This window comes from Maribacter sp. X9 (genome assembly GCF_048537565.1).
GTDB lineage: Bacteria > Bacteroidota > Bacteroidia > Flavobacteriales > Flavobacteriaceae > Maribacter.
In genome coordinates this window covers 3556674-3580031 of record NZ_CP183215.1, presented here as the reverse complement: position 1 = coordinate 3580031, position 23358 = coordinate 3556674, and the positions used below count along the sequence as shown (strand labels likewise).

The following is a 23358-nucleotide window of genomic DNA, read 5'->3' as shown; positions in this document are numbered from 1 at the left end:
TTGAGCAATGAACGTAAAGGATTTATTGAACTTGGAAGGGAAAATCATTTTGGTTTCGGGAGGTGCGGGATCATATGGAAAAAGTATAGTGGAAGGTCTGAGCGAAGCGGGTGGAACCGTTATTATAGCATCACGTAACCTTAAAAATGGACAAGCCGTGGCCAAAGCTTTTCAAGCGGAAGGTTTGGATGTTCATGCAATGCGGGTGGATCAAGGGGTCCCCGAATCGGTCTTGTCGCTCAAAAAAGAAATTTTGAAATCGTTTGGTAAATTGGATGTGTTTGTAAACAATGCCGTCGCACGTCCAATGACAGGTTATGATGACAGTATGACAAATTTTGCCGAGTCAATGCGAATCAACGCAACAGGTATGATGGATATACTACGGGAGATGTGTGATGTTATTGGTGAAAGTGGGGGTGGAAGTGTCATTAATATCAGTTCCATGATGGGAATGTACGGTCCCGACCTATCCAACTATGAGGGTACCGATATGGGACACCCACCACCAGACTATTTTTTTCACAATGGTGGGCTTATAAATCTCACCCGGTATCTCACAAAGATACTTGCGGATAAAAATATTAGGGTTAATTGCGTAAGCCCGGGTGGGTTATATGATAACCAGCCAGAACGTTTCCTTGAAAATTACTGCAAAAAAGTGCCTGCACGTCGCCTTGCGAACAATGATGATATTAAGGGGCTGATGGTTCTCCTTGCATCAGATGCGGGAGCCTATATCAATGGTGAGAATATATTGATGGATGGTGGGCTTAATGCCTAATGGTGATTCATTTTTTCAATGCCATACTTAAGTACCCCTTATTAATGGAGTGGAGTGCGCGGATGTAATCTGCTCCAACCCATAATTCTGTGGCGGATGGTTTTCAGCCTAGTGTATGATGGCCTTCGTAAGCAAACACCCCCCCCCCTCTTTTTTTTTAGATCCCGAATTGGTATAGGTTATTATTGTTTTTAATCAAAATATCTGATTAACAATGATTTTATATGATTGATTTAATCACAATGCAGTTTTTGTGCTAATCAATGCTTTTTGTGTTCTCGGCCTACTTCTTTTAATTAAAAAATATTGGTTGTACAAATGTTTTTGGGGCGCTCTTGTTCGTTGAACTTTGTTGGTGTTATCGGTTAAATACAATAATTTTTGATTAATTCTCATTACAAACATTATTTTTTTATTACATATATATTATTTTTATGATTAAAAATGATTATTTTTGATTGATTCAAACATTCAATGGGTGAATTGTCCAATGTTCGAATGAATCTCAGTTGATCTTTAGGATTGACGATTTTAATTGATTCCCTAATAGGGGTCGCACTAGAAAACGTAATAACCAATTAATCAAAAACCAATGAGAAAAATGATTAAAATCCCCCATTCAGGCCTTTTTAAACCAACTCTTCGCTTCCTGCTAGTTTTGGTAGCGGTTTTGATGGTACAAAATGGTGTCTTTGCTATGACTCCCAATATGGGTGAGGCACCCGGTAGGAATCAAATCGATCAACGATCTATTCAGGGTAAGGTGATGGATATTGATGGTCAGCCTTTACCTGGTGTCAATGTACTGGTAAAAGGTGATTCCCAAGGTACGATGACGAATTTTGATGGTGATTTTTCCCTTGAGGTTCCTTCTGATGCTAAAATTTTAGTGTTCACGTATTTGGGAATGAAGACAAAGGAAGTTGCCATCGATCAACGGACCTCTTACAACATAACCATGGAAATGGAGGCTGTTGGGTTGGATGAGTTCGTAGCTGTGGGATATGGAAGCCAATCCAAACGTTCCCTGACTACATCGGTATCCAAATTGGATGACAAGGTATTGGAAAACGTGCCCTTTACCAATGCGGCCACGGCACTCAAAGGAACCTTGGCGGGCTTGAAGGTTCAAAGTACATCGGGCCAACCGGGCGCGACTCCTAATATCGTGATTAGGGGGGGGACTTCAATTAATAGTCCAAATAGTGCAAATCCAATATTCATCATAGATGGTGTTACTCGTTATAATATGGATGATATCAATGCTGCGGACATTGAATCTGTTCAAGTTCTCAAGGATGCTGCTTCTACGGCAATCTATGGAGCTTTAGGTTCCAATGGGGTCATTATTGTTGAGACAAAATCAGGAAAGAGCGGTAAAGTACAGGTGAACTACAGAACCAGTATGACCTTGGCCGAGACAAGTAGGAGGTATGATTTGCTAAGTGCTAGGGATTTTGTCTATTATTCGCGAAAGGGTTTATATGCAACTTCACAAATTTTGCCAAGTATTGCGGCTCAATTGGACGGATCGGTCTACGCTGGAGGAACTGGAAATGATTTGACCAACAATACCTATTCAAGTTTGCAGTTTCTTACTCCTGAAAATGCATATAAGCTCGACGAGGGATGGCAGAGCATGCCCGATCCCTTGGATCCTTCCAAAACTCTTATTTTTTCCGATACGGACTATCAGGATCTCCTTTTCAGAACAGCGGTATCCACTGATCATTCGTTGTCGGTCTCTGGTGGTGGGGAAAAAACGGCATTTCACTTAGGACTCGGATTCTCTGACAATCAGGGAGTCGCAATCCAGACGGATTATAAAAGGTATACCTTGAACTTGAGCGGTGAAATTGATATTACAGATAAAATAAAGGCCTATGCCAAGGTTTTGTATTCCAATGTGAAGAATAAACAGGTTCACAATTTACGCAGTGTTTTTAGAGATGGACTTATCCAGCCCCCTACGAACAAGCTTTACTTTGAGGATGGTACTTTGGCCCCTGGACGAAACTTTTCCTATGCCAACCCTTTGTATTCACTATCGGTCAATAATCCAAGGAACTTGTCCAATGATTTGACCTTGATAGTAGGTGGGCATTTTGATATAACCAAAGACCTTTCCTTTGAGCCCCAGTTTTCTTGGAAACAAAGAACTGATTATTCAAGAAACTTTACAGAGGCCTATTGGAACGGGACTGCATCCTATAATACAACAAGGAGTGCCAGCACTTCTGTGACCCAGCGTTACAGCCCGCAGATCAACGGAGTTTTTAAGTATACCAAAAACTTTAACGATCATAATCTGAGCTTGATGGCAGGGTTCTCATATTTGGGCACCGATATTGATCAGGTGTCGGCCACAGGCAATGGAGCTGCTACCGATTTGATTCCAACGCTGAACGGTTCAGCAATACCTACTGCGGTATTTGGCCAAGAAACACATCATGTTTTACTGGGGTATTTTTCTAGAGCCACTTACAATTATAAGCAGAAATATCTATTGGGAGCAAGTTTACGATATGATGGTGCATCCAATCTGGGCGAAAAAAATAAATGGGGTGTCTTTCCGGGGATTTCAGCTGGTTGGAATGTGGATAAAGAGGATTTTTGGACAAACATGTTGCCAGAAAATTTAATTCAATTAAAACTCCGGGCCAGCTATGGTGTAACAGGAAACATTAGTGGACTGGGATATTACCAGGCGCAAGGAGAATATGCTTCCAGTGCCAAGTACGATACCAATTCAGCCCTTCAGATTTCTGTCCTGCCCAATCCGGACCTGAAATGGGAACAATCCAAAACCTTGGATTTTGGCGTGGACTTAGGTATGTTCAATAGAAGGGTCGATGTTATGTTTGATTATTATCGCCGGGTTAGCGACAACTTATTGACAACACTGAATATGCCACCTTCATCAGGTTTTGATAATATTATTACAAACTATGGTTCATTGGAAAATAAGGGGTTTGAAATTGGAATAAACGCACATTTACTTCCATATACATCTGATTTTCAATGGAATGTTTCTTTCAATACAGCAAAGGTGGATACTAGAATTCTTAAACTTCCCCCCAATGGAGTTGAAAACAATCGTGTGGGCGGAAATCTTGTTTGGGATGCTAAATTGGGTGATTACGCATGGAAAGGTGGTTTACAAGAAGGTGGTAGAATAGGGGACCTGTATGGATACCAACAAGTTGGTGTTTATGCAACGGATGAAGAAGCGGCCGCAGGCCCGGTGGATATGTTGATTCCTAGAGAAGATAAAACAAAATCAGGAGGAGATGTCAATTGGTTGGATGCGGACAATAACGGCATAATAGATACTAGGGACATGGTTTATATGGGTAACCAATACCCTGATTTTACAGGTGGGTTCAGCAACCGATTCGAGTATAAAAACCTTAGTCTAAGCCTAAGATTGGATTATTCTTTGGGAGGTACTGTTTATTATGAAACTGGAGCTAGGCTAGAGGGTAACTTTTCTGGAGCCAATGCGATAAGTTCCAGTGTTTTGAACTCGTGGGAGAACCAAGGGGATATTACAAATCAACCCAAATATTACTGGGCGGATCAAAACGCAAACTGGAATGTGTGGAACTCAAGGGGAAGCTCAAGGTTCTTTCAAAAAACAGATTATCTAAGTATAAGGGAAGTGACCTTGGCCTATACATTGCCATCTTCAATTTCCGAGAAGATCAGTTTGGACAATGTTAGATTTCACATAACGGGCAGTAATCTACATTACTTTACCAAATACGATGGTCTAAATCCAGAGGTAACGGATTCAGATGTTGGATATCCCATTCCCAGAGAATTAATTCTTGGTCTTTCAATTAATTTCTAAAATACCTTTAAAAATATTTACGATGAGAAAATTAAATAAAATATTGATTTGGTTTCCTAGTCTATTTCTTTTATTGGCTTCCTGTACCGATAGCTTAGATTTGGAACCGGTTAGCACCATATCTGCTACAGCTTTTTGGAAAACAGAGGATGACGCTAAAGGTGGTCTCTACGGGATGTATGATCGATTTAGGGATGTTACCAATACCAACCTTTTTTTATGGGGAGAGGCCAGGAGCCAAAGTATGAAGCAGTCGGTTGGAAATGATTATACAAGGGTAAGGATTTTCCAAAATACAATAGATCCAATAGATGCAGGGCCAAGTTGGGAAACTCTATACAAAGTAGTGAATAATGCGAATTTGATTATAAAATATGTACCCGACATTGAATTTTCAAGTCAAGAAGAAAAGGATAGAATTCTGGCGGAGGCTTATGCGATGAGGGCTTATTGTTACTTTGTTATAGCGAAAACATGGGGTGATGCAATAGTATTCATTGAACCTACGGAAGGTTATGTTCCGGATGAGTTGTATAAGGAACGTACACCGGTAACGGAAGTGTTTGCCTTGATCAAGGAAGACATTGATAAATCGTTGAATCATTTTAGCAATGATGATTTTACATCAGGTAGAAATAGATGGTCCAGACCTGGAGCCAATGCTCTGAAAGCAGATGTGTATTTATGGACTGCTAAACTTATGGGCGGTGGAGATGCTGATTTGACAGTGGCACTGGATGCATTGAACGCCATAGAGTCCAGTGATGTGTCCTTGCTTGATGATTTTAGCGGTATTTTTGATTATGATAATAAAGGCAATAACGAGATACTATTTGCTAGTAATGGTCAACAATTTGAATCGCAATCAACCTTTATGAGGAATATGTATATAGATGCCATTCCTCCAAACGCTGAACCAGAAGCTGCGGAAATTATAGGTGTGCCTGCTGGTGCTAGCTATTGGACGCTAACGGATGAAAGTATTTCAAAATTCTCTGAGGATGATCAACGTAAAGATGCCACGTTTGTTGAGTTCTATACTTTAAATGAGGATACTGGGCTATACACGGATTTTTATGGTTGTTTGCAAGTGAAATTCAATGGTCTGGTGGATAATGGGGCAAGGTATTTTTTAGATGATGTTGTTGTTTATCGCTATGCTGATGTTTTATTGATGAAGGCAGAGGCGGAAAATGCACTTGGCCAAGATCCAACAATATCCATGAACAAAATCCGAAAACGTGCATTTGGTGATAACTTTGAAGATCATGTCTTCGTCAATGGTGGCCAAGAACAAAATGATGAAATCATTTTGAATGAAAGGTTTGTGGAATTCTTTTATGAGGGTAAGTATTGGTGGGATGTTGTTCGATTTAACCAAACCTCCGAGTTGGTGCCCTATTTCAGGGACAACCCTGGAAACGAGGATAAAATATTATGGCCCATTGGATTGGATGTTTTAAGTCAGGAGCCAAACGTAAAACAAAACCCTGGCTATTTGGAGTAGTGGATTCGGAGCGATAGAATTCAAATTTGAAACACGTGGAGAAATACAATTGAATTTATGATGAATAAAATATTTAATTTTTTGATTTGTTTGGCATTTCCGATACTTTCCATCGGACAAAGTGCAATCGATTTAGGGGACAAAAGAGAGATTTTTGTCGATTCCTTTTTAATCGAAAAGCTTGATGGATTGGAAATTGTGAAACATGAACCGGTCGATGAGGGCCCAGTTTTGGAATTTGATAAACCTTGGGAGGGTAATTTTAGCACCTATACAACGATTATTAAGGATAGGGATGTGTTCAAAGCTTTTTACAGAGGGGTCAGGGAAGCTGGTGAAGATGGCAACAGCTCTGAAGTAACCTGTTATGCGGAATCGCAGGATGGTATTCATTGGATCAAACCAAGTTTGGGACTCTTTGAAGTAAATGGTACCAAGGACAACAATGTGATTTTGGCGAATGCTGCACCGGTCACCCATAATTTCAGTCCTTTTTTGGACACCAATCCCAATGCTAAACCAAATGAGAGGTATAAGGCCTTGGGGGGCACTCTTAACAGTGGGCTTATCGCCTTTACTTCCCCTGATGGCATTCATTGGAAGAAGGTTAGGGAAAAGCCTGTTTTTACCGATGGAATTTTGGATTCGCAAAATGTAGCATTTTGGTCGGAATCTGAAAACATGTATGTGTGTTATTTCAGGAGCTGGACCGGTGAAGGTTATTCTGGGATCAGGAGTGTCAGCCGCACCACTTCCCAAGATTTTATCAACTGGACAGATCCGGAGCAAATGACTTTTGGGGATACCCGACTCGAACATTTGTACACCAATCAAACCAGTCCGTATTATAGAGCACCACATATTTATGTGGCCATTGGCGGAAGGTTTATGCCGGGCCGACAAGTATTGACGGAAGAACAGGCAAAGGAGTTCAATGTTAACCCCAAATATTTCAAAGATTGTTCGGATGCCTTCTTTATGACATCAAGGGGCGGGACGGCATATACAAGATTGTTTATGGAAGCCCTTATTCGACCTGGAATCGGTTTGGACAACTGGGTGTCCCGATCTAATTATCCGGCCCTTAACGTAGTACAGACAAGTCCCGAGGAAATGTCATTGTATGTGAACCAAAACTACGCTCAGCCAACAGCAAATTTAAACAGATATTCTTTTAGGATAGATGGTTTCACGTCTATTTCGGCTCCTTATAGTGGAGGTGAATTCCTAACGAAACCATTTACATTTACTGGAAGCAAACTGGAGGTCAACTATGCTACATCGGCAGCGGGGGAAATCAAGTTTGAGATGCAGGATGAAAACGGTTCGGCAATTCCAGGGTTCACTATGGAAGAGTCGCGGGCGTTGATCGGTAATGAAATATCTAGAACGGTAAAATGGAACGGTAAATTGGAGCAATTGGCCTCTAAAACCGTTCAGTTGCGTGTATATATGAAGGACGCCGATCTATATTCGATTAAATTTTCCGATTAATGGATTTTTAACAAGTACGGTGCTTCATCCATTTTTTGGGTAGTTTAAGCAGTTTGTTCCAAACAAAATTATGTCAATGGAAAAATGTTATTTATACGTAAACCAAAAACTTACTTCTTATGAAACGACTCCATTAAAAGGATGACAAATAAAAAGTTTATTCTTGTGCGTATATCATATTGTCTATTTTGATTTAGTTCGATTAGCTAAAAAGCAGGCCCTCTAAGAGGCCTGCTTTTTTTGTATGCTTTGTTTGGGAATATGCAATAGTGGATGTATGGTACATACTCTATTGAACACCACTTCTAAAGGATATGTGCTTTACCATCATACTGGATCAGGTGGAAATGTCATGGTGGTCTTAGTATTGTTTAGCCCCAAAAGTTTTTGGATATAGCTGGTATCGGTTCCACTTTTCTACAAAAGTGTTACAAAGCATTGAATAGAAGATTGATTAGGGGAATTAATAATTATGTTTTTAATATTGAAAATAAATAGCTTTAATATTATTACTATTTTTATGGCTAGTTAGACACATGAAAATTGTGTTCAAAAGTTGTTTTTTGATTTCCGTGTTCTTAACGGGAATACGCTTAAGATTAAAGTGTCAAAACATTGATATTTAAATACTTATAAATCGGTTGTGGTTTCTGCCACCCCGACAAATTTAAGTATTAAACAGTAATAAAAACTTGGTAATCGTATGATTATCAAGTTTTTGTAGTTTTAGGGCAATCATATTATTTGATTTCGTTTGGTAAAAAAAGTTACCTATTCGGTTACCTCTCCCTAAAATTCCAAAAAAAAAGGGTAACCGAGCACTTGTGGACTTGCAACAAAAAACTGGACTTTAAGTTGAGTGACTATGCTGCTAGTTTTTGATTATACATATCTATTTCAAATTCTTTAATGGTTCTGTTTCCTAAATAAGAATGTCCTCTTCTGGTATTGTACCAGGTCTCGATCCATTGAAAGATGGATAATTCCGCTTCAGATCTAAGGTTGTACCCGTTCCAGTAAACCCATTCTACTTTTAGAGATGTAAAGAATGATTCTGCTACGGCATTGTCCCAGCAGTTCCCTTTCCTACTCATGGACTGTCTTATTAAGCCATTATAGCTTTTGAGGATGCTGGTAAACCTATGACTGGCGTATTGGACACCTCGGTCTGAATGGAATATCAGCGGTTGTTCCAGCACTGTGTTCTTAATAGCCATTTCCCATGCTTTTATAATGGTACCTTCGGTAGTGAGGTTATCACTTAAAGCCCACCCAATAACCTTTCTATTAAACAGATCGATAATTGCTGTTAGATAGTGCCAACCTTGCCTGTTTTCGATGTAGGTGATGTCACTTACCCATACCTGGTTTGGTCTATCTACTTTAAAGCACTGGTTCAGTAAATTTGGTGCTATAGGGTAATTATGGTTACTGTCGGTTGTCGCTTTAAATTTTCGCTTCCTCTTAGCATATAAATAATTTGCTTTCATGATTCGTGCTACCCGTGGCCTGGATACCTTAAATCCCATAGCTTGAAGCTCTGATTTTATCCTTGGAGCGCCATAACTATGATAACTCTGATCAAATAGGTAGGTGATCAGGGTAGAAAGCTTCTGGTTTTCTTTCCAGAGTTTACTCGGCCCCGACTTCAACCAATGATAATAACTGCTTCTACTTACTGCACATCATCTCGACTGGAAATCTTATAAGGTGTTGTTTTATGAACCGGTACTTTTCCTGTCGCTCTTGGAGAAGATGCCAATCGCCTTTTTTAAGATATCCCGTTCCAATTCAGCATCTTTTGGCTGCTTTTATAAACTCGCCATCTCTTTTTGTTCATCGGTCATCTTCGGTTTGCCCCGACCCGGAAAACTGTTCTTTCCATAATCTTTTTGTTCTTTACGCCAACGATAAAGTACAGCTGGTAAAATATCCAAATCCTCACAAACCTGTGCTGCGCTGCATTTGGCATAACTTAATTCTACTGCTTTCTGTTCAAATCCTAAGGTGTAATGTTTTGGTTTTCGTTTCATCTCTGTAAAGATAATAACCAACAACTTTTAACCCAACTTACCGTCCAAGCTAATGTAGTAAGTCCATATTCTAATGGATGTGGGATAACGTCATAAACATTGAGTAAAATCAAAGGAGTTGATGGTTACAACATACCATTGACAACCATTTATAGTATTTGCCGATTCGAAAATATTTCTTTGAATAAGTTTTTTTCAGAATTTGAAAAGGAGTATGGAACAAATATCCGGCCATAGAATAGTTAACAAAATAATTTAAATTATTATACGGAATCCTGTATTCTAACTTTAATAGAAAACTCCTACATTTAGAATCGCCCCTAACGCTTTATTGTACAATACATATCTGCGGTATTTTTCCCTCCAAAATCCAAGTACCGTCTATTAATATAGCCTTATCGGTGATTATTTCCTTCCGAAGATAAAGCAGAGCCTTTATGAAGATGCCACTATTTAATTCTTCTCTGCAAAATTATACGATTCTATGTTAATCATTCTACATCAATAAATATAGGATTAGAATAGAACCATAATTCATCCCACGGACTTTCGCCTATTTCATCTACTTGAGGTTCAAGTTCATTGCCATTGGTACCTCTGATTCGGATATAACATCCTTTACTGAGCTTCGAAATCGTGTAGGATATCTCTCTATACCCAGCGTTGACTGTCCAGTCAGTCTCGGTAAAACGTGCAACAACCTTTGTGGTAGGATTGTTGTCGTTATTTCGATTAGTAACCGGCCCTCTTACCTCTCCCATTATCAGATCGACTCGGGTAACTTCAGGATTTTGTCCCCATGAATTCAAGGTGTCAGGGTCTTTAAAGCGAACGGTAATTTTTACATCATCGTCCTGGGAAACATGAACTGTACCTCCTATATCGCCAGTTTGACGACCCCCTTCAACCTGAACATACAGCTCTGATATTAAATCTCCAAGGGTTACAAAAACACGGCCATTTCGAATACCATCCATAATATCGTCGTGATTTTTTTGGGCAAAGACATAGGTTTTGGAGTATTCGCCGGGCCAAAAATCGCTGCCACCTTCCCGCCAGTGAACATGGGAGTCGGAGTTTGCGGTTATCCACCAACGGCGACCTTCGCCCAACATTGAATCCCAAAATCCGCCTAGTTTAGCTGTCATCTGATCAAAACCTCCCAAAGTAGGAAATTGTCCATATCCTCCCCTGGAACGTTCACGAAAAGTACCGTCGGGGTTTAAGGCAGCAGCTTGATGGCCAGGTGCTCCGGCCATACCTACGGCAATGTCAGGGGCGGTATCATTCCAGTCCCGAAGTTCGGCAGGATCATCTTTACCATACACACCCAAATCGGACGCAGATCGGGAGGGATGATTGGCAATAAGTACTGGTTTTGTAGCCCCTTTGTTCATGAAAGCCAATGCTTCAAGCATTCTTGGTTCCGTATCCCAACTTGGATCAGACGGGTGGGGTTCTCTTTTATTAAATTGAGATTCTATGCTGTGCAAGTGAGTAGATTCATCGTGCGAATGTGGAATTATTAAACTGGAGTGATCTGCACCTGGAGTATCGAATTCCATTCCATAAAACTGAATCACTTCGGGTACAACTTTTCTGGAAAACAACAATTCCGGATAAGCCATTTCCAGATTTACTTTACTATGGTTGGGACCACCATGATCGGTGGTTACCATCCATGAAAGCCCATAGAACTTGGCCATTAAGGCATTCAAGGGAGTAGGATAAATGGCATCACCTCCTTTAATGGGGGTAGGAGGATCCACTTCACGATCCCAGCCGACACTATATCTGGAATGAATATGATGATCTCCCGCCAGCCAAGTTCTGTTGGATTTATCCTGCGCTACAATAGGATTCTGAAATCCAAGCATTAGAAACAGAATTGACGCATAAAGAAAGGGTGATAGGGATATGGTTGGGAAAATGAAACGCATTGTATGGATAGACTAATATGTTGCTAAATAAATTAAGACATGAAGATAGTATTTTGTAAAGAGAGATACTTTAAAATAAGATTATCCTTTTGGGATCATTACATTACCTGAGACTGCTAAAATTAAAACACCGTGTTTACTTCTTTTCCTTTGAAAGGGAAACATATTTATTGGTACGTCGGTCAAAAATTACAACTCTAGATTCTAAACACCGATTACTAACCTATGGATTTCAGGGTACTTTTGTAATAGGCCCTTCTACGAAACGTCTTAACTTCCAAGGAACCCTTAACTCTTTATGTACGAATTATTGGTGGTTCCTTTTATAAGTGCATGAAGGGTACATTAGGAAAAGGAAAAAAGGAGATTTTATCTAAATTTTAGGGTGTCAAAATTTTCAGTGAATCCTGTTGCATGGCTGTTAAATGAATAAGACAAAATTGGAATATTCTATAGTTTGATAGCATATATTATCTGCCTGCGCAAACGCTGCAATTTATGTTTTTAGGAATGTATTCTTATGGATATAATTATTTGGTGAATATCCGGTATATTTTTTGAAGGCACTAAAAAAAGGACTGTATGAAGAAAACCCTACCTCCAGGGAAAGAGAATCCAAAGTATTTTCCGCCAAATATCCATTTTCGATAAGTTTTTCCGCGTCCATTATTTGTAACATTTTCTTAAAATCAAGGAAGAAGTGTGTGGAGTAGTATTTGAAAATAAAGGTCAAATGGCTTTTAGGAATATTTAATTTTTTTGAGAGCATTGTTAGGTCAAAATCAGGATTTCTGAATATTTGTTCGTTGAGTACTATGCGTTCAATTTCTAGAATAGTATCGAGGAGATTTTCCGATACCTTAGGAGCTAATAATTTATCCTGTCTATTTCTCAATTGAAGATTATTATCCAGTTTCCATATTTTCAAAAGAACTGTTTTTTTTATTTCGAGTTGAGTGGTTTTCATTCTTTTCTCAAGGGCATTAAAACCGTATAAAAGCTCAGGAGAGACAAGTAGCTTTATGAATGCAGCTATAATCAAAACGGACCAAAGTCCAATCCCTTTGTCGAAGCCAGAAAGTTTTCCATTTATCAGGTCAATTATAATCAGGATTAGGATCCTTAAACATAGAAGAGTCCAAATACAAAAAATGAATAGAATCCATTTTTCTTTTTGATAGCCAATGTCGCTGATTATTTTTTTCAACGAAAGTTTGTTGAGATAGGATTTAAATAAATCTAAACATGCTACTAGATAAGCAAAATTTAGAAGGAAATATACAAAGTAATAGCAGGCTATTATACCATCGGATAGAGAATCAAAATAAAGTAATCCTTCAAAGGATAAAAAGAATAGGAATGGTAAAATAAAATGAACCCAATTCATAGCGCTATTCTTTTGGCATGAACCAAGTATTTCTTTAAAAAAAAGAAATAACAATGGAAAAGTGAAAACAGAAAGTCGTTTATACCCAAAAAATTTCTCATTCGCAAAGGTTTGTATACCCAAAGCATAGGAAGACTTTAATAGTGCGAAAATGGAAACATAGGAAAGAATGGTGATCAAATATAGATTTATCATTTTATTGGTTCTATAAAACACCAATAAAATAAGGGTAGTTGCTAGTCCAATACACCCCGTAAACAGCAATATAAAATCCTCCATAATTCTTGAACATAATTTTGTCGGAATACTGACAATAAGCTTGTTTGAAACCCTTCAAAATTTCTCGGATAAAGTTAAATCAAATTTAATTGAAAAAGTAAAAAATAGCTTGCAACTCTATCATTAGGAAGGAATCAACTCTATTTATTTTGGATGCATGATCGTTAAAAGGTTAAAAGTTATTGTTAAATCATTGAAAATGGAATAAGTGAGGAAATTCCTTATGCGTTCTTACAATAGTTGGCGTTCTAGAACCAATTATTTATTGCTGAAAAACCTTACAAATGAAAATCCTTAAAAAAACGATTGCAACTATACCACTACTGTTTCTGGCCATCGGCCTTTCGGCCCAACAGGATCCCAATTACTCATTCTATAGATATAATATGAGTCTTTATAACCCTGCCTTTACTGGCAGCTCGGAAACAGGCCAACTTTCCCTTGGACTAAGAAGCCAATGGGCAGGGGTACAGGGAGCACCGGAAAGTCAAAGCGCCATTTTCGGGACTCCCATTGGAAAGAACTTAGGACTTGGGGTATCCATTTTAAATGACAGGACTTTTATAGAGAACCAAACCTGGATCGGGGTGGATATATCCTATCATATTCGTTTGGACGAGAAGCACTTGCTTTATTTTGGGATAAAGGGGAGCGCGAATTCCTATAATGCCAATACACAGGGATTGATAACCTACGGTGTAGGCCGGGACATGTCCTTGATGGATTATAAAAGTAGGTTCACTCCAAATGTTGGCGCAGGTCTGTACTTAAAACATGAACGTTACTTTATATCACTTTCCGTACCCAAATTATTGACACCGGAACGGTTGCAAGAAAGTAATGGAAGTGCCTTCCTTAGTGAAGATCGCGTGCATACCTATTTAAGTGGAGGTTATAATTTTGAACTGAGCGCTACGCTTGGCCTACAGACCATGACTATGTTACGATATGTCGATGCCGCGCCACTCTCCATTGAGATTACTTGTATCCTTGATTTTGGACAGCGTTTTAGCCTAGGGGCTTCCTACCGTTATGACGAAAGTATCTGTGGTCTTTTCCTATTCAATATCGGGAACGGGTTCGACATCGGCTATGCCTATGAGACACCGCTTCAAAGTTCCATTCGGGGAATGGACAAGGGAACCCATGAAATTTTTATGAGACTGGGAATTTAATAACCACTATGAAAACACTTAAATAACAAACCAAAATAATTAACAGTATAGATACCATGAAGATTTTTACTGTAGTCTTTTTCCAGTTGCTTGGTGGATCACTTTTCAATAAGGTATGATGCTAAGGACAAATCGTGGTAAGTTGGTGAGATACACAAACTACTATAACCCATACTAGTCCTAAAGAAATTGAGACAGGTCTGACCATCACGTTTACGGAAAACATTACAAAATTTACGGTATCAGTTGCCGACTCCTTTAAATACTTATTATAAATACAATCCATAACTAATTTCAGTATGCGAAAATCAGCAATTCTTTATGTTTTATTCCTATTCCTTTTCACGAGTTATATAGGTGCACAAACACCATTTATTACAAAATGGCGTACCACTAGCAGTAATGAAACAATCCGTTTTCCTTTAAGAAATTGGAGCAATATTACGGTCGATTGGGGAGACGGATCTGCAATTGCAGCCCCTACTGTTGGCAGTGGGCAACTATTTCAGCATACCTATTTTTCCGCCGGAGATTATGAAGTAACCATAACCACAGATACTTCTTTAGATATCGGCTGGTACGATGGTGGTTCGAATTCGGTAGATTCTAAAGTAAAATTAATTGAGATTTCCCAATGGGGAGATGGGAAGTGGGAAAGCTTTAACGGGGCCTTTTCAGGACATCAGAATGCCATTTTTTCTGCTTCGGACACTCCTAATTTGAGTAGTTGTACAAACATGCGGAACATGTTGTCCGCTTCATCCATTAACCCCGATATCAGTGGTTGGGATGTTTCGAACATAACAGACATGCAAAGTATGTTTGAAGGTGCCAGAACTTTTGATCAACCAATTGGAAATTGGGACGTATCCAAGGTTAGGAATATGACGGCCATGTTCAAGGACAATTATGCGTTTAATCAGGATATTAGTGCTTGGGACGTCTCCAGTGTAACCAGTATGGCATGGATGTTTCAAATAGCCAAGGCATTTGACCAACCCATAGATTGGGGCACTACCACCACGAGTCTGGTAGACCTTACTGGGATGTTTTATCAGAACACGGTCTTTAATTCAGACATTATCTGGGACACCTCCAATGTTACCAGTATGCGAAGTATGTTTGAAGGAGCGAATACCTTTAACAAAGATATCGGGGACTGGAATACGTCCAACGTTACCGATATGTATAGCTTATTTCGGAACGCTCGTTCCTTCAACCATGATATCGTGGCATGGGACGTCTCCAATGTCACCAACATGACCTTGATGTTCGATAATGCGAAAGCCTTTAATCAAGATCTGAATGGTTGGAATGTCTCGAAGTTGACCTCACTGCAAAATATGTTCTCCAATACCGATGCCTTTAATGGAGACATCAGTGGCTGGGATGTCTCCAATGTGACATCCCTACAGAATACCTTTGACGGCGCGAAATCCTTTAATCGGGATCTAAGCGCATGGGACGTATCGAAAGTGAACAACATGCAGTACACCTTTGCAAATACACGGGATTTTAATAGCCCCCTAAACTGGAATGGAAAAACCGCAAATGTTAACACCATGCACCAAATGTTCGCCAGGGCCAAATCCTTCAACCAGGATATCGGTAACTGGGACGTATCCAGTGTAATGGATATGGATTATATGTTCGCCGTCACCGAAGCCTTCGATCGGGATATCAGTGCTTGGGACGTTTCCAGTGTTGTCAGTATGCGAGGTATGTTCGCAGAAGCAAAGGCGTTCGACCAAGTGTTGGACTGGTCCGGTAAAACAGGTAGCCTAATAGATATTTCCGCTATGTTCTATCGGAATTCGGTCTTTAATTCTGATATCATCTGGGACACCTCCAATGTTACCCAAATGTCTGGTGTGTTTACGGATGCCCATGCCTTTGATCAGGACATCAGTGACTGGGATACTTCCAGCATTACGAACATGTACGGATTGTTCAGGAACGCCCGTTCCTTCAACCAGGATATCGGTGCATGGGATGTATCCCAGGTTACCAACATGACTTTGATGTTCGATAATGCGAAAGCCTTTAATCAAGATCTAGGGAGTTGGGATGTCTCTAAGTTGACTTCGATGCAAAATATGTTCTCCAATACCGATGCCTTTAATGGAGACATCAGTGGCTGGGATGTCTCCAATGTGGCATCCCTACAGAATACCTTTGACGGCGCAAAATCCTTTAATCGGGATCTAAGCGCATGGGACGTATCGAAAGTGAACAACATGCAGTACACCTTTGCAAATACTGGTGATTTTAATGCCCCCTTGAATTGGAACGGGAAGACCGCTAACGTTACCACCATGCATCAAATGTTCAGTGGAGCCAGATCGTTCAACCAAGATGTAAGCAATTGGGATGTCTCCAAGGTAAGGGATATGGTTTTCATGTTCTCCAATACCCAGGCTTTTAATCAGGATATAAGTGCTTGGGATGTTTCCAGTGTAGTCACCATGCGAAATATGTTCAGCGTTGCACGGGCATTTAATAAAGATTTGAACTGGTCCAATAAAACTGTCAATCTTATCGATGTCTCCGGCATGTTTTATCGGAATGCTGTCTTTAATTCTGAGATTACTTGGGACGTTTCCAATGTCACCGATATGTCTGGTGTGTTTACCGATGCCCGTGCCTTTGATCAGGACATCAGTGGCTGGGATACCTCCAGTGTCACGAACATGTACGGAATGTTCAGGAACGCCAGTTCCTTCAACCAGGATATCGGTTCATGGGACGTATCCAATGTTACCAATATGTCCTTGATGTTTTCTGGAACTTCTTTGTCCGTCAAAAATTACGATGCCTTGCTGAAAGGATGGAGTCAAAGAACACTGAAAACCGGAGTACAGTTTGACGCCGGTTCTTCCAAATATTGTACAGAAGTATCTTCTAGGCAAAGCATACTCGGTTCTTTTGCTTGGACGGTCAATGATGGAGGTTTAGATTGTTCCGGACTGTTCGTGACCACTTGGCAAACCAGTACGGCAAACGAAAGCATTTCAATTCCCACGATGGGAGTTGGCTATAACTATTCAGTGGATTGGGGGGATGGTATTGTAGAAAACGGATTTACGTTTAGTGCTTCCCACAGCTATGCCATTGCTGGAACCTATACGGTAAGTATTTCGGGAGATTTTCCACGTATTTATTTCAACGGGGAGAGTGAACGACTTAAAATTTTATCGGTAGAACAGTGGGGCGATCAAGAGTGGACTTCCATGGAAAATGCCTTTTTGGGATGTGAAAATCTGGATATAAAGGCTACAGATACACCCAATCTATCAACTGCAACTAATATGGGCAATATGTTCAGGGACTGTTATTCGTTGATCGGTACCACGGCATTCAATGATTGGAATGTGGACAACATAACGCAAATGGCAGGAACCTTTATGAATGCGCTCACCTTTAACCAATTTATCGGTTCTTGGGATGTTGGTAATGTGATGGCAATGAACGCAATGTTCTTTGGTGCAGAAAGGTTTAATCAAAATATAGGTGCTTGGGATGTGAGCAAGGTAACGGATATGTCGGCCATGTTCTTGATGGCGACGGACTTCAGTCAGGATATCAGCGGTTGGAATGTATCCAATGTGAGAAATATGGCCTTTATGTTCGAAAGGGCGGCTTCCTTTAATCAAAATATTGGTACTTGGAATGTAGCCAATGTAACCAATATGCGTAATATGTTCATTAGGGCGCACGCCTTTAATGGAAATATAGGTTATTGGAATGTAAGTAATGTAACGGATATGCAATTTATGTTCTTTGAAGCCTTGGCCTTCAACCAAAATATAGGTTTGTGGGATGTAATCAACGTCTTGCGTATGGAAAGTATGTTCGAAAAAGCCACTGCTTTTGATCAAGATTTAGGTGCTTGGGATATTAGTCAAGTAACCAGTATGGCCAACATGTTCAACGGAGTAACTTTATCTATTACGAACTACGATAACCTTCTTTTGGGATGGAGTACCTTGGAGAGTGTTCCCTCAGGAATCGTATTTTCGGGAGGTAATAGTAATTATTGTCTCGAGGAGGACTCTAGGGTAGTGCTGATGGATGATTTAAACTGGACCATAACGGATGGTGGAAGATGCGATACGGATCGTGATGGGGTAACTGATGACCTTGACCAATGTCAAGGTACGCCAACCGGAGAACCGGTGGATGCCAACGGCTGCTCGGATAGTCAGAAGGACACGGACGGTGATGGCGTGAACGATGCCGATGATGCCATTCCTAACGATGCGCACGAGGATACGGATTCAGACGGGGACGGCACCGGGGACCATGGCGACGCGTTTCCGAACGATGCGAACGAGGATACCGATACCGATGGAGACGGGATAGGGAACAATGAGGATACGGACGATGACAATGATGGATCGCTGGATGTTGACGATTCGGATCCTTTGAACCCCTTAACGGATCTGGACGGGGACGGTATCGTTGACACCTTGGACAACTGTCCTTCGGTAGCCAATACCGATCAATTGGATACCGACGGTGACGGTGAGGGAAATGTGTGTGATGCCGATGATGACAATGACGGTGCTCCGGATACGGAGGATGCCTTTCCTTTGGACGCAACGGAGGATACGGATACCGATGGAGATGGAACCGGCGATAATGCGGATACGGATGACGATACCGATGGCATCCCGGACCTAGATGACGCCTTCCCTTTCGACTCAACTGAAAGTGAGGATACCGATGGAGACGGGATCGGGAACAACGCCGATACGGACGACGACGGTGACGGAGTCCTTGACGCAGTGGACCAATTCCCGCTGGACGCTTCCGAACAATCCGATGCCGACAATGACGGTATAGGGGACAACGAGGACGGTGACGATGACAATGACGGTGTTCACGACGGGAACGACGCCTTCCCCACCGATAGCGAACCAATGCTAGTTCCGGCCCAAGCGTTTACACCGAACGGTGACGGGAACAACGATAGTTGGATGATTCCTGGAATCGACAATTACCCGGACAACAGGGTGAGCGTCTACAACCGCTGGGGACATCTGGTATTCGAGGCGAACGGATACGCCAACGATTGGCAAGGGTTCTATAAACAGAACCGCGAGAAACTTCCACAAGGTTCCTATTTGTACGTGATAGACCTGGGGGAGGGCGGAGCTCCGCTAAGTGGTTGGATATTCATCAACTATTAATAAATAAGGCTAATTCATATTTATACACGTTATGAGATAGCCCTAGGGAAATTGATTTTAAGGGTTGATTATATATTCCAAATCTAGGGTAGTAATTCCAGTATAAGGGCAGCCAAATCCCGAATCAATGGATTATCTCCAGTTTTAGCCAAATTTATGAAACCATTTGGAATGAATGTCTCAGTAGTTTCTCACAGGTGTTTTAGAACAAGTTTTTCCAAATAATAATCAATTGTTAAACAAAAAGCAGATTTTAGATTAGGTACATATTAGCACTGCGCATAAAAAGTTCAAATCAATAGATGGTAATTGAATTGGTGATCCTGATAAAGTGGAAGACTTATAGAAACTGGTTTCTGCATCAAATACCCCGTTGAATATATATATATATATATATAGGTAGTGATGCCTACGAAACAGGTTCTTCTAAAATTGATCTTCATCTGATTATAGGAGAGAATGGAAAAAAATATCATTTTCAAAAGATTCAAATAATTAAGAATCATGGTCGAACTCTTTTTGTTGCTCCGTGTAAATAGGACTTAAATATGTACTTCCTTGTTAGAAACGAAGATTTCGTTCTATTATACATTGTGTAGTTAAATAACTTGTCAATTTAGATAAAACACTAAATATGGAGTTTCAATCAAACTTGAACTAAAATCCAGATCAAAAAGAAATTCAATAGTGAATGAGATACGAACGGTGTTATCCCTTAATTTTTCAATGGAAGTATTTAATGATTCTATCTTGCGTATGAAAAAGTTGCTCTCGAACTTAATAAAAACATTCGAACCTTCAATTTTTCTTTATTTCAAATGTTAAATTTCTGGTTTTTTAAATAAATTTTTTTGTGAAAATTAGGTCTTCAAATTTTAAGTATGAATTATATCTTAATAGTTATTGAATCAAGATAGGACTCTAAAGTTCTGCTTTTGAGTACGTTAAATAATAGGTGCGTAATTCGGTGCGTATTTAATCAATACACTTCTTAAGTTTGATTCTCTTTAAATTGAAAGTATAATCAGAAAGAACAAAGAGAGGATTAAGGTTACTATACACGGCTTAATGAGATTACTTAAGCAAGGAAACAAAAATAATGGGTTAAAAAGAAATCCTAAGAATGGCACCATCTTCAGAAATATCAGAAAACCGAATACTTGAAATATATATTGAAGCTAAAAGACGAATGGATTTATGGCTATCTCATTCAATATTTAATGAAATGACCGTTATAGGTATCAAAATTAGGTTCGATATGGCATTGGGATTATATGGTGGTTATCCTTTTGAAAAACCAGAATGGATGAAAGATAAAGCATTCGATGATTTTGTTACAGAATCCGAATTCGACACATCGGAATATCAAGAAGTTATCAATCAACTTTTTGAACAAGCCGAAGAAAAAACTAAATTCAACAATGGCTCTAATTCTTATCGTTGATGAATGTTGGGGCGAAACAAAAGCCGAGACTATTGTCAAAGTTCAATTAAACAATAGTTGTTTTGATAATTTTTTATTCCTAAATTGAACCAATATTATTAATAATGGTTCGTTATGGCGGTAATCAGAAAATCTATCACATTTACAGAACAGCAGGAGGCCTATGTAAAAAGTCTGATCGAGCAGGGTTTTTATACTAACGATAGTGAATACGTTAGAGATATTATTCGGAAAGACCAAGAGCGAAGAAAACGCATTGTGGATTTAAACGAGGCGTTAATAGATGGAATGGAGAGCGGACCAACGGATGCTACCATAGACAGTATTTGGGAGGAAGCGATAAACGAGCACAATGCCGAGAACTAGTTATGTAATTAGTGCCAAGGCAAAGGACGATATCAAGTCCATTGCCAAATACACTATTAAAGAATTCGGTGAGGGCCAATCTTTGAAATATGCACAGGGCTTAAAGGAGGTATTGACGGAACTTGCCAAAAATCCAGAATTGGGTAGAAGATATGTGGCCGTAAAAAATCAAATGCTACTGCGGTATAGATACAAATCACACGTAATCTTCTACTATTTAAATCAAAAAGGCATATTCATTGTCCGAGTCCTGGGCGGCATGATGGACTTCCCAAAACACCTTAAGTAAAAGTATAAATAAAGGATGAATTAAATTAAAATCGTTTTGGAATTTTACAAAACAAAATTTTTGAACAGATATTTCTTTCCATTTATATAAATCAAAATAGTATCTTTATTTAATCAGAAAGTAAGTCTTATTACTCTAAGTTCATTTAAAAGTGCGTCAACAAATCGGTCAACAGTCAATTTTTTAATCATATAACTTATTGATATATAATATTTTAAGTGTTTGGGTTGTAATCCTGCCACCCCTACAAATGAAATTAAAGTATTGATTATCAGGACTTTAATTTTTAAAAAACTACTCAAATCATACCGAAATACACTCTCAGCGAGACCTAATCGGTTACCTGTTTTACTCTTTGGTTTGCCCAACCCCCGTATTTAGTGAATTTTTTGTTCCAAGTTCTCGGTGAGATCGGATTCGAACCTGATTAACTTTATATATTAGAAAGTGTATAGAACAACCAATAATTCTTGTAGAGAAGAATTGTAAAGATTTTAAGCGATCCAGTTTTAAAAAAAGATTGGATTTTAAATCAAGGTATTCCTCAAAATCCCTATACCCTTAATTTCCAATTCTACAAAATCCCCGGGCTCTATTGGTTTGTGAACAGAAAAATTATTTTCAATACGACTGCCCCAACCTAGAGTGCCGCTACCTAATATATCACCAGGCATAAGGTTTACATTATTTTCTGAAGCACGTGCTATCATTTGTGGGAACGTCTAATGAACTGTCTTAATAATTACCATCACAAATAGTTTTTCCATTTATGAGGGCATGCATCTTTAAATCGAATCTTCCATCCGTGGTTAGGGGCATGGTTAGTTGACTTGGATGTGTATCTCTGGAAATACTACATTTAGGTTGCTCAAATTCATCCTTGGTCACTATGCAAGGGCCAAAAGCGTCGACAAAGTCCTTACCTTTATGTCGGCCAAGGGGTACGGTCATTTCTTGTCTTTGAATGGCCCTAGCGGTCCAATCGTTAAAATGGTGTAATCAAAAATATGATTATCGGCATTTTCTTTGCTGATATCCTTGCCTTTCTTTCCGATGGCAATGGCCATCTCCAATTCAATGTTAAATTTTGTTTCCTTTAACGGCATTTTAATTTCATCTTTTGGACGATAGATAGCCTGATGTTCCTCCAGTAACAAGGACCGTTTTGTTTTCCATACTTCCAAGATTTAATTCCATTTTGCCATATATAAACTAAATGCCTAAGGATTCTACTTACGATGTAAGTTCAGAACTTCCGTCTTTTTAGTAAATGATAATAACTAAAAATTAAAACAATAATGAAATCTATTCTAATTGCAACAGGAATTTTATTGAGCCTTTCCTTAGGAATACAGACACACGCATCAGGTTTATTTAAAACGGACGATGCTACGGGAGAAATACTTCTTAAAAAAGATTCTACAATAGTGAACAAAAAAAGTATTGCCCTAAGTACAGGAATCCAGATGGAATATAGAGAGGCTGGTAATTCGGACGGGAGGACCATTGTACTTATACATGGCTATACAGACACCTCTCGCTCTTTTGAAAATGTAAAGGATGTATCTTAACGAACATTTGGAAAACCACAGGCAACTATTTAAATAATTTTGTC

13 protein-coding genes and 2 pseudogenes are annotated in these 23358 nt (G+C 39.4%); 10 read left to right on the top strand and 5 right to left on the bottom strand.

Annotated elements, in window-relative coordinates; translation table 11 throughout:
* Positions 1 to 7: 7 nt before the first annotated feature.
* The 4 genes from ACNR9Q_RS15240 to ACNR9Q_RS15225 all read left to right on the top strand — a co-directional run bounded on the left by ACNR9Q_RS15240 (position 8) and on the right by ACNR9Q_RS15225 (position 7638).
* On the top strand, positions 8 to 784 hold the full coding sequence (locus ACNR9Q_RS15240; protein ID WP_419212087.1) for an SDR family oxidoreductase: 777 nt from the start codon (positions 8 to 10) through the stop codon (positions 782 to 784).
* A 592-nt stretch (positions 785 to 1376) separates the two neighbouring features.
* Complete coding sequence (locus ACNR9Q_RS15235) at positions 1377 to 4637, top strand: SusC/RagA family TonB-linked outer membrane protein (RefSeq protein ID WP_419212086.1); 3261 nt, start codon at positions 1377 to 1379, stop codon at positions 4635 to 4637.
* 22 nt (positions 4638 to 4659) lie between these two features.
* Entirely contained in the window at positions 4660 to 6144 is a 1485-nt protein-coding gene (locus ACNR9Q_RS15230; RefSeq protein WP_419212085.1) for a RagB/SusD family nutrient uptake outer membrane protein, read from the top strand.
* A 57-nt stretch (positions 6145 to 6201) separates the two neighbouring features.
* Positions 6202 to 7638 carry a hypothetical protein gene (locus ACNR9Q_RS15225; protein WP_419212084.1) on the top strand — a complete coding sequence of 479 codons (1437 nt, stop codon included), beginning with the start codon at positions 6202 to 6204 and terminating at the stop codon, positions 7636 to 7638.
* Positions 7639 to 8501: 863 nt separating this feature from the next.
* Here ACNR9Q_RS15225 and ACNR9Q_RS15220 read toward each other — a convergent pair.
* From ACNR9Q_RS15220 to ACNR9Q_RS15210, 3 genes and pseudogenes are all read right to left on the bottom strand, one after another.
* Positions 8502 to 9671 (bottom strand): annotated as a pseudogene (locus tag ACNR9Q_RS15220) (IS3 family transposase).
* 491 nt (positions 9672 to 10162) lie between these two features.
* A complete protein-coding gene (locus tag ACNR9Q_RS15215; RefSeq protein WP_419212083.1) occupies positions 10163 to 11548 on the bottom strand; it encodes a hypothetical protein in 1386 nt (461 codons plus the stop codon).
* A 559-nt stretch (positions 11549 to 12107) separates the two neighbouring features.
* A complete protein-coding gene (locus ACNR9Q_RS15210) occupies positions 12108 to 13277 on the bottom strand; it encodes a helix-turn-helix domain-containing protein (protein ID WP_419212082.1) in 1170 nt (389 codons plus the stop codon).
* A gap of 284 nt (positions 13278 to 13561) precedes the next feature.
* Between ACNR9Q_RS15210 and ACNR9Q_RS15205 the strand changes: the two genes are divergently transcribed.
* From ACNR9Q_RS15205 to ACNR9Q_RS15185, 5 genes are all read left to right on the top strand, one after another.
* Entirely contained in the window at positions 13562 to 14452 is an 891-nt protein-coding gene (locus ACNR9Q_RS15205) for a type IX secretion system membrane protein PorP/SprF (RefSeq protein ID WP_419212081.1), read from the top strand.
* Positions 14453 to 14751: 299 nt separating this feature from the next.
* Positions 14752 to 19644: a BspA family leucine-rich repeat surface protein gene (locus ACNR9Q_RS15200; protein WP_419212080.1), complete on the top strand. Its 4893-nt coding sequence runs from the start codon at positions 14752 to 14754 to the stop codon at positions 19642 to 19644.
* A 1123-nt stretch (positions 19645 to 20767) separates the two neighbouring features.
* Complete coding sequence (locus tag ACNR9Q_RS15195; protein ID WP_419212079.1) at positions 20768 to 21088, top strand: hypothetical protein; 321 nt, start codon at positions 20768 to 20770, stop codon at positions 21086 to 21088.
* A gap of 114 nt (positions 21089 to 21202) precedes the next feature.
* Positions 21203 to 21454, top strand: coding sequence for a type II toxin-antitoxin system ParD family antitoxin (locus ACNR9Q_RS15190; RefSeq protein ID WP_419212078.1), 252 nt, complete (start codon positions 21203 to 21205; stop codon positions 21452 to 21454).
* A complete protein-coding gene (locus ACNR9Q_RS15185; protein ID WP_419212077.1) occupies positions 21441 to 21743 on the top strand; it encodes a type II toxin-antitoxin system RelE/ParE family toxin in 303 nt (100 codons plus the stop codon). The genes ACNR9Q_RS15190 and ACNR9Q_RS15185 overlap by 14 nt, the downstream gene beginning before the upstream one ends.
* A 527-nt stretch (positions 21744 to 22270) precedes the next feature.
* Here ACNR9Q_RS15185 and ACNR9Q_RS15180 read toward each other — a convergent pair.
* Together ACNR9Q_RS15180 and ACNR9Q_RS15175 are read right to left on the bottom strand one after the other, a co-directional pair.
* Positions 22271 to 22453 carry a fumarylacetoacetate hydrolase family protein gene (locus ACNR9Q_RS15180; RefSeq protein WP_419212076.1) on the bottom strand — a complete coding sequence of 61 codons (183 nt, stop codon included), beginning with the start codon at positions 22451 to 22453 and terminating at the stop codon, positions 22271 to 22273.
* Between the two features lie 25 nt (positions 22454 to 22478).
* A pseudogene (locus ACNR9Q_RS15175) lies at positions 22479 to 22849 on the bottom strand (fumarylacetoacetate hydrolase family protein).
* 192 nt (positions 22850 to 23041) lie between these two features.
* Between ACNR9Q_RS15175 and ACNR9Q_RS15170 the strand changes: the two are divergent.
* Positions 23042 to 23314: an alpha/beta fold hydrolase gene (locus ACNR9Q_RS15170; RefSeq protein ID WP_419212075.1), complete on the top strand. Its 273-nt coding sequence runs from the start codon at positions 23042 to 23044 to the stop codon at positions 23312 to 23314.
* Positions 23315 to 23358: the final 44 nt, after the last annotated feature.

Coding starts and splice junctions, on each gene's coding strand:
- ACNR9Q_RS15210 (WP_419212082.1), bottom strand. CDS start 13,277: ATGGAGGATTTTATATTGCTGTTTACGGGGTGTATTGGACTAGCAACT.
- ACNR9Q_RS15185 (WP_419212077.1), top strand. CDS start 21,441: ATGCCGAGAACTAGTTATGTAATTAGTGCCAAGGCAAAGGACGATATC.
- ACNR9Q_RS15170 (WP_419212075.1), top strand. CDS start 23,042: ATGAAATCTATTCTAATTGCAACAGGAATTTTATTGAGCCTTTCCTTA.
- ACNR9Q_RS15235 (WP_419212086.1), top strand. CDS start 1,377: ATGAGAAAAATGATTAAAATCCCCCATTCAGGCCTTTTTAAACCAACT.
- ACNR9Q_RS15215 (WP_419212083.1), bottom strand. CDS start 11,548: ATGCTTGGATTTCAGAATCCTATTGTAGCGCAGGATAAATCCAACAGA.
- ACNR9Q_RS15180 (WP_419212076.1), bottom strand. CDS start 22,453: ATGATAGCACGTGCTTCAGAAAATAATGTAAACCTTATGCCTGGTGAT.
- ACNR9Q_RS15200 (WP_419212080.1), top strand. CDS start 14,752: ATGCGAAAATCAGCAATTCTTTATGTTTTATTCCTATTCCTTTTCACG.
- ACNR9Q_RS15190 (WP_419212078.1), top strand. CDS start 21,203: ATGGCGGTAATCAGAAAATCTATCACATTTACAGAACAGCAGGAGGCC.
- ACNR9Q_RS15230 (WP_419212085.1), top strand. CDS start 4,660: ATGAGAAAATTAAATAAAATATTGATTTGGTTTCCTAGTCTATTTCTT.
- ACNR9Q_RS15240 (WP_419212087.1), top strand. CDS start 8: ATGAACGTAAAGGATTTATTGAACTTGGAAGGGAAAATCATTTTGGTT.
- ACNR9Q_RS15195 (WP_419212079.1), top strand. CDS start 20,768: ATGGCACCATCTTCAGAAATATCAGAAAACCGAATACTTGAAATATAT.
- ACNR9Q_RS15225 (WP_419212084.1), top strand. CDS start 6,202: ATGATGAATAAAATATTTAATTTTTTGATTTGTTTGGCATTTCCGATA.
- ACNR9Q_RS15205 (WP_419212081.1), top strand. CDS start 13,562: ATGAAAATCCTTAAAAAAACGATTGCAACTATACCACTACTGTTTCTG.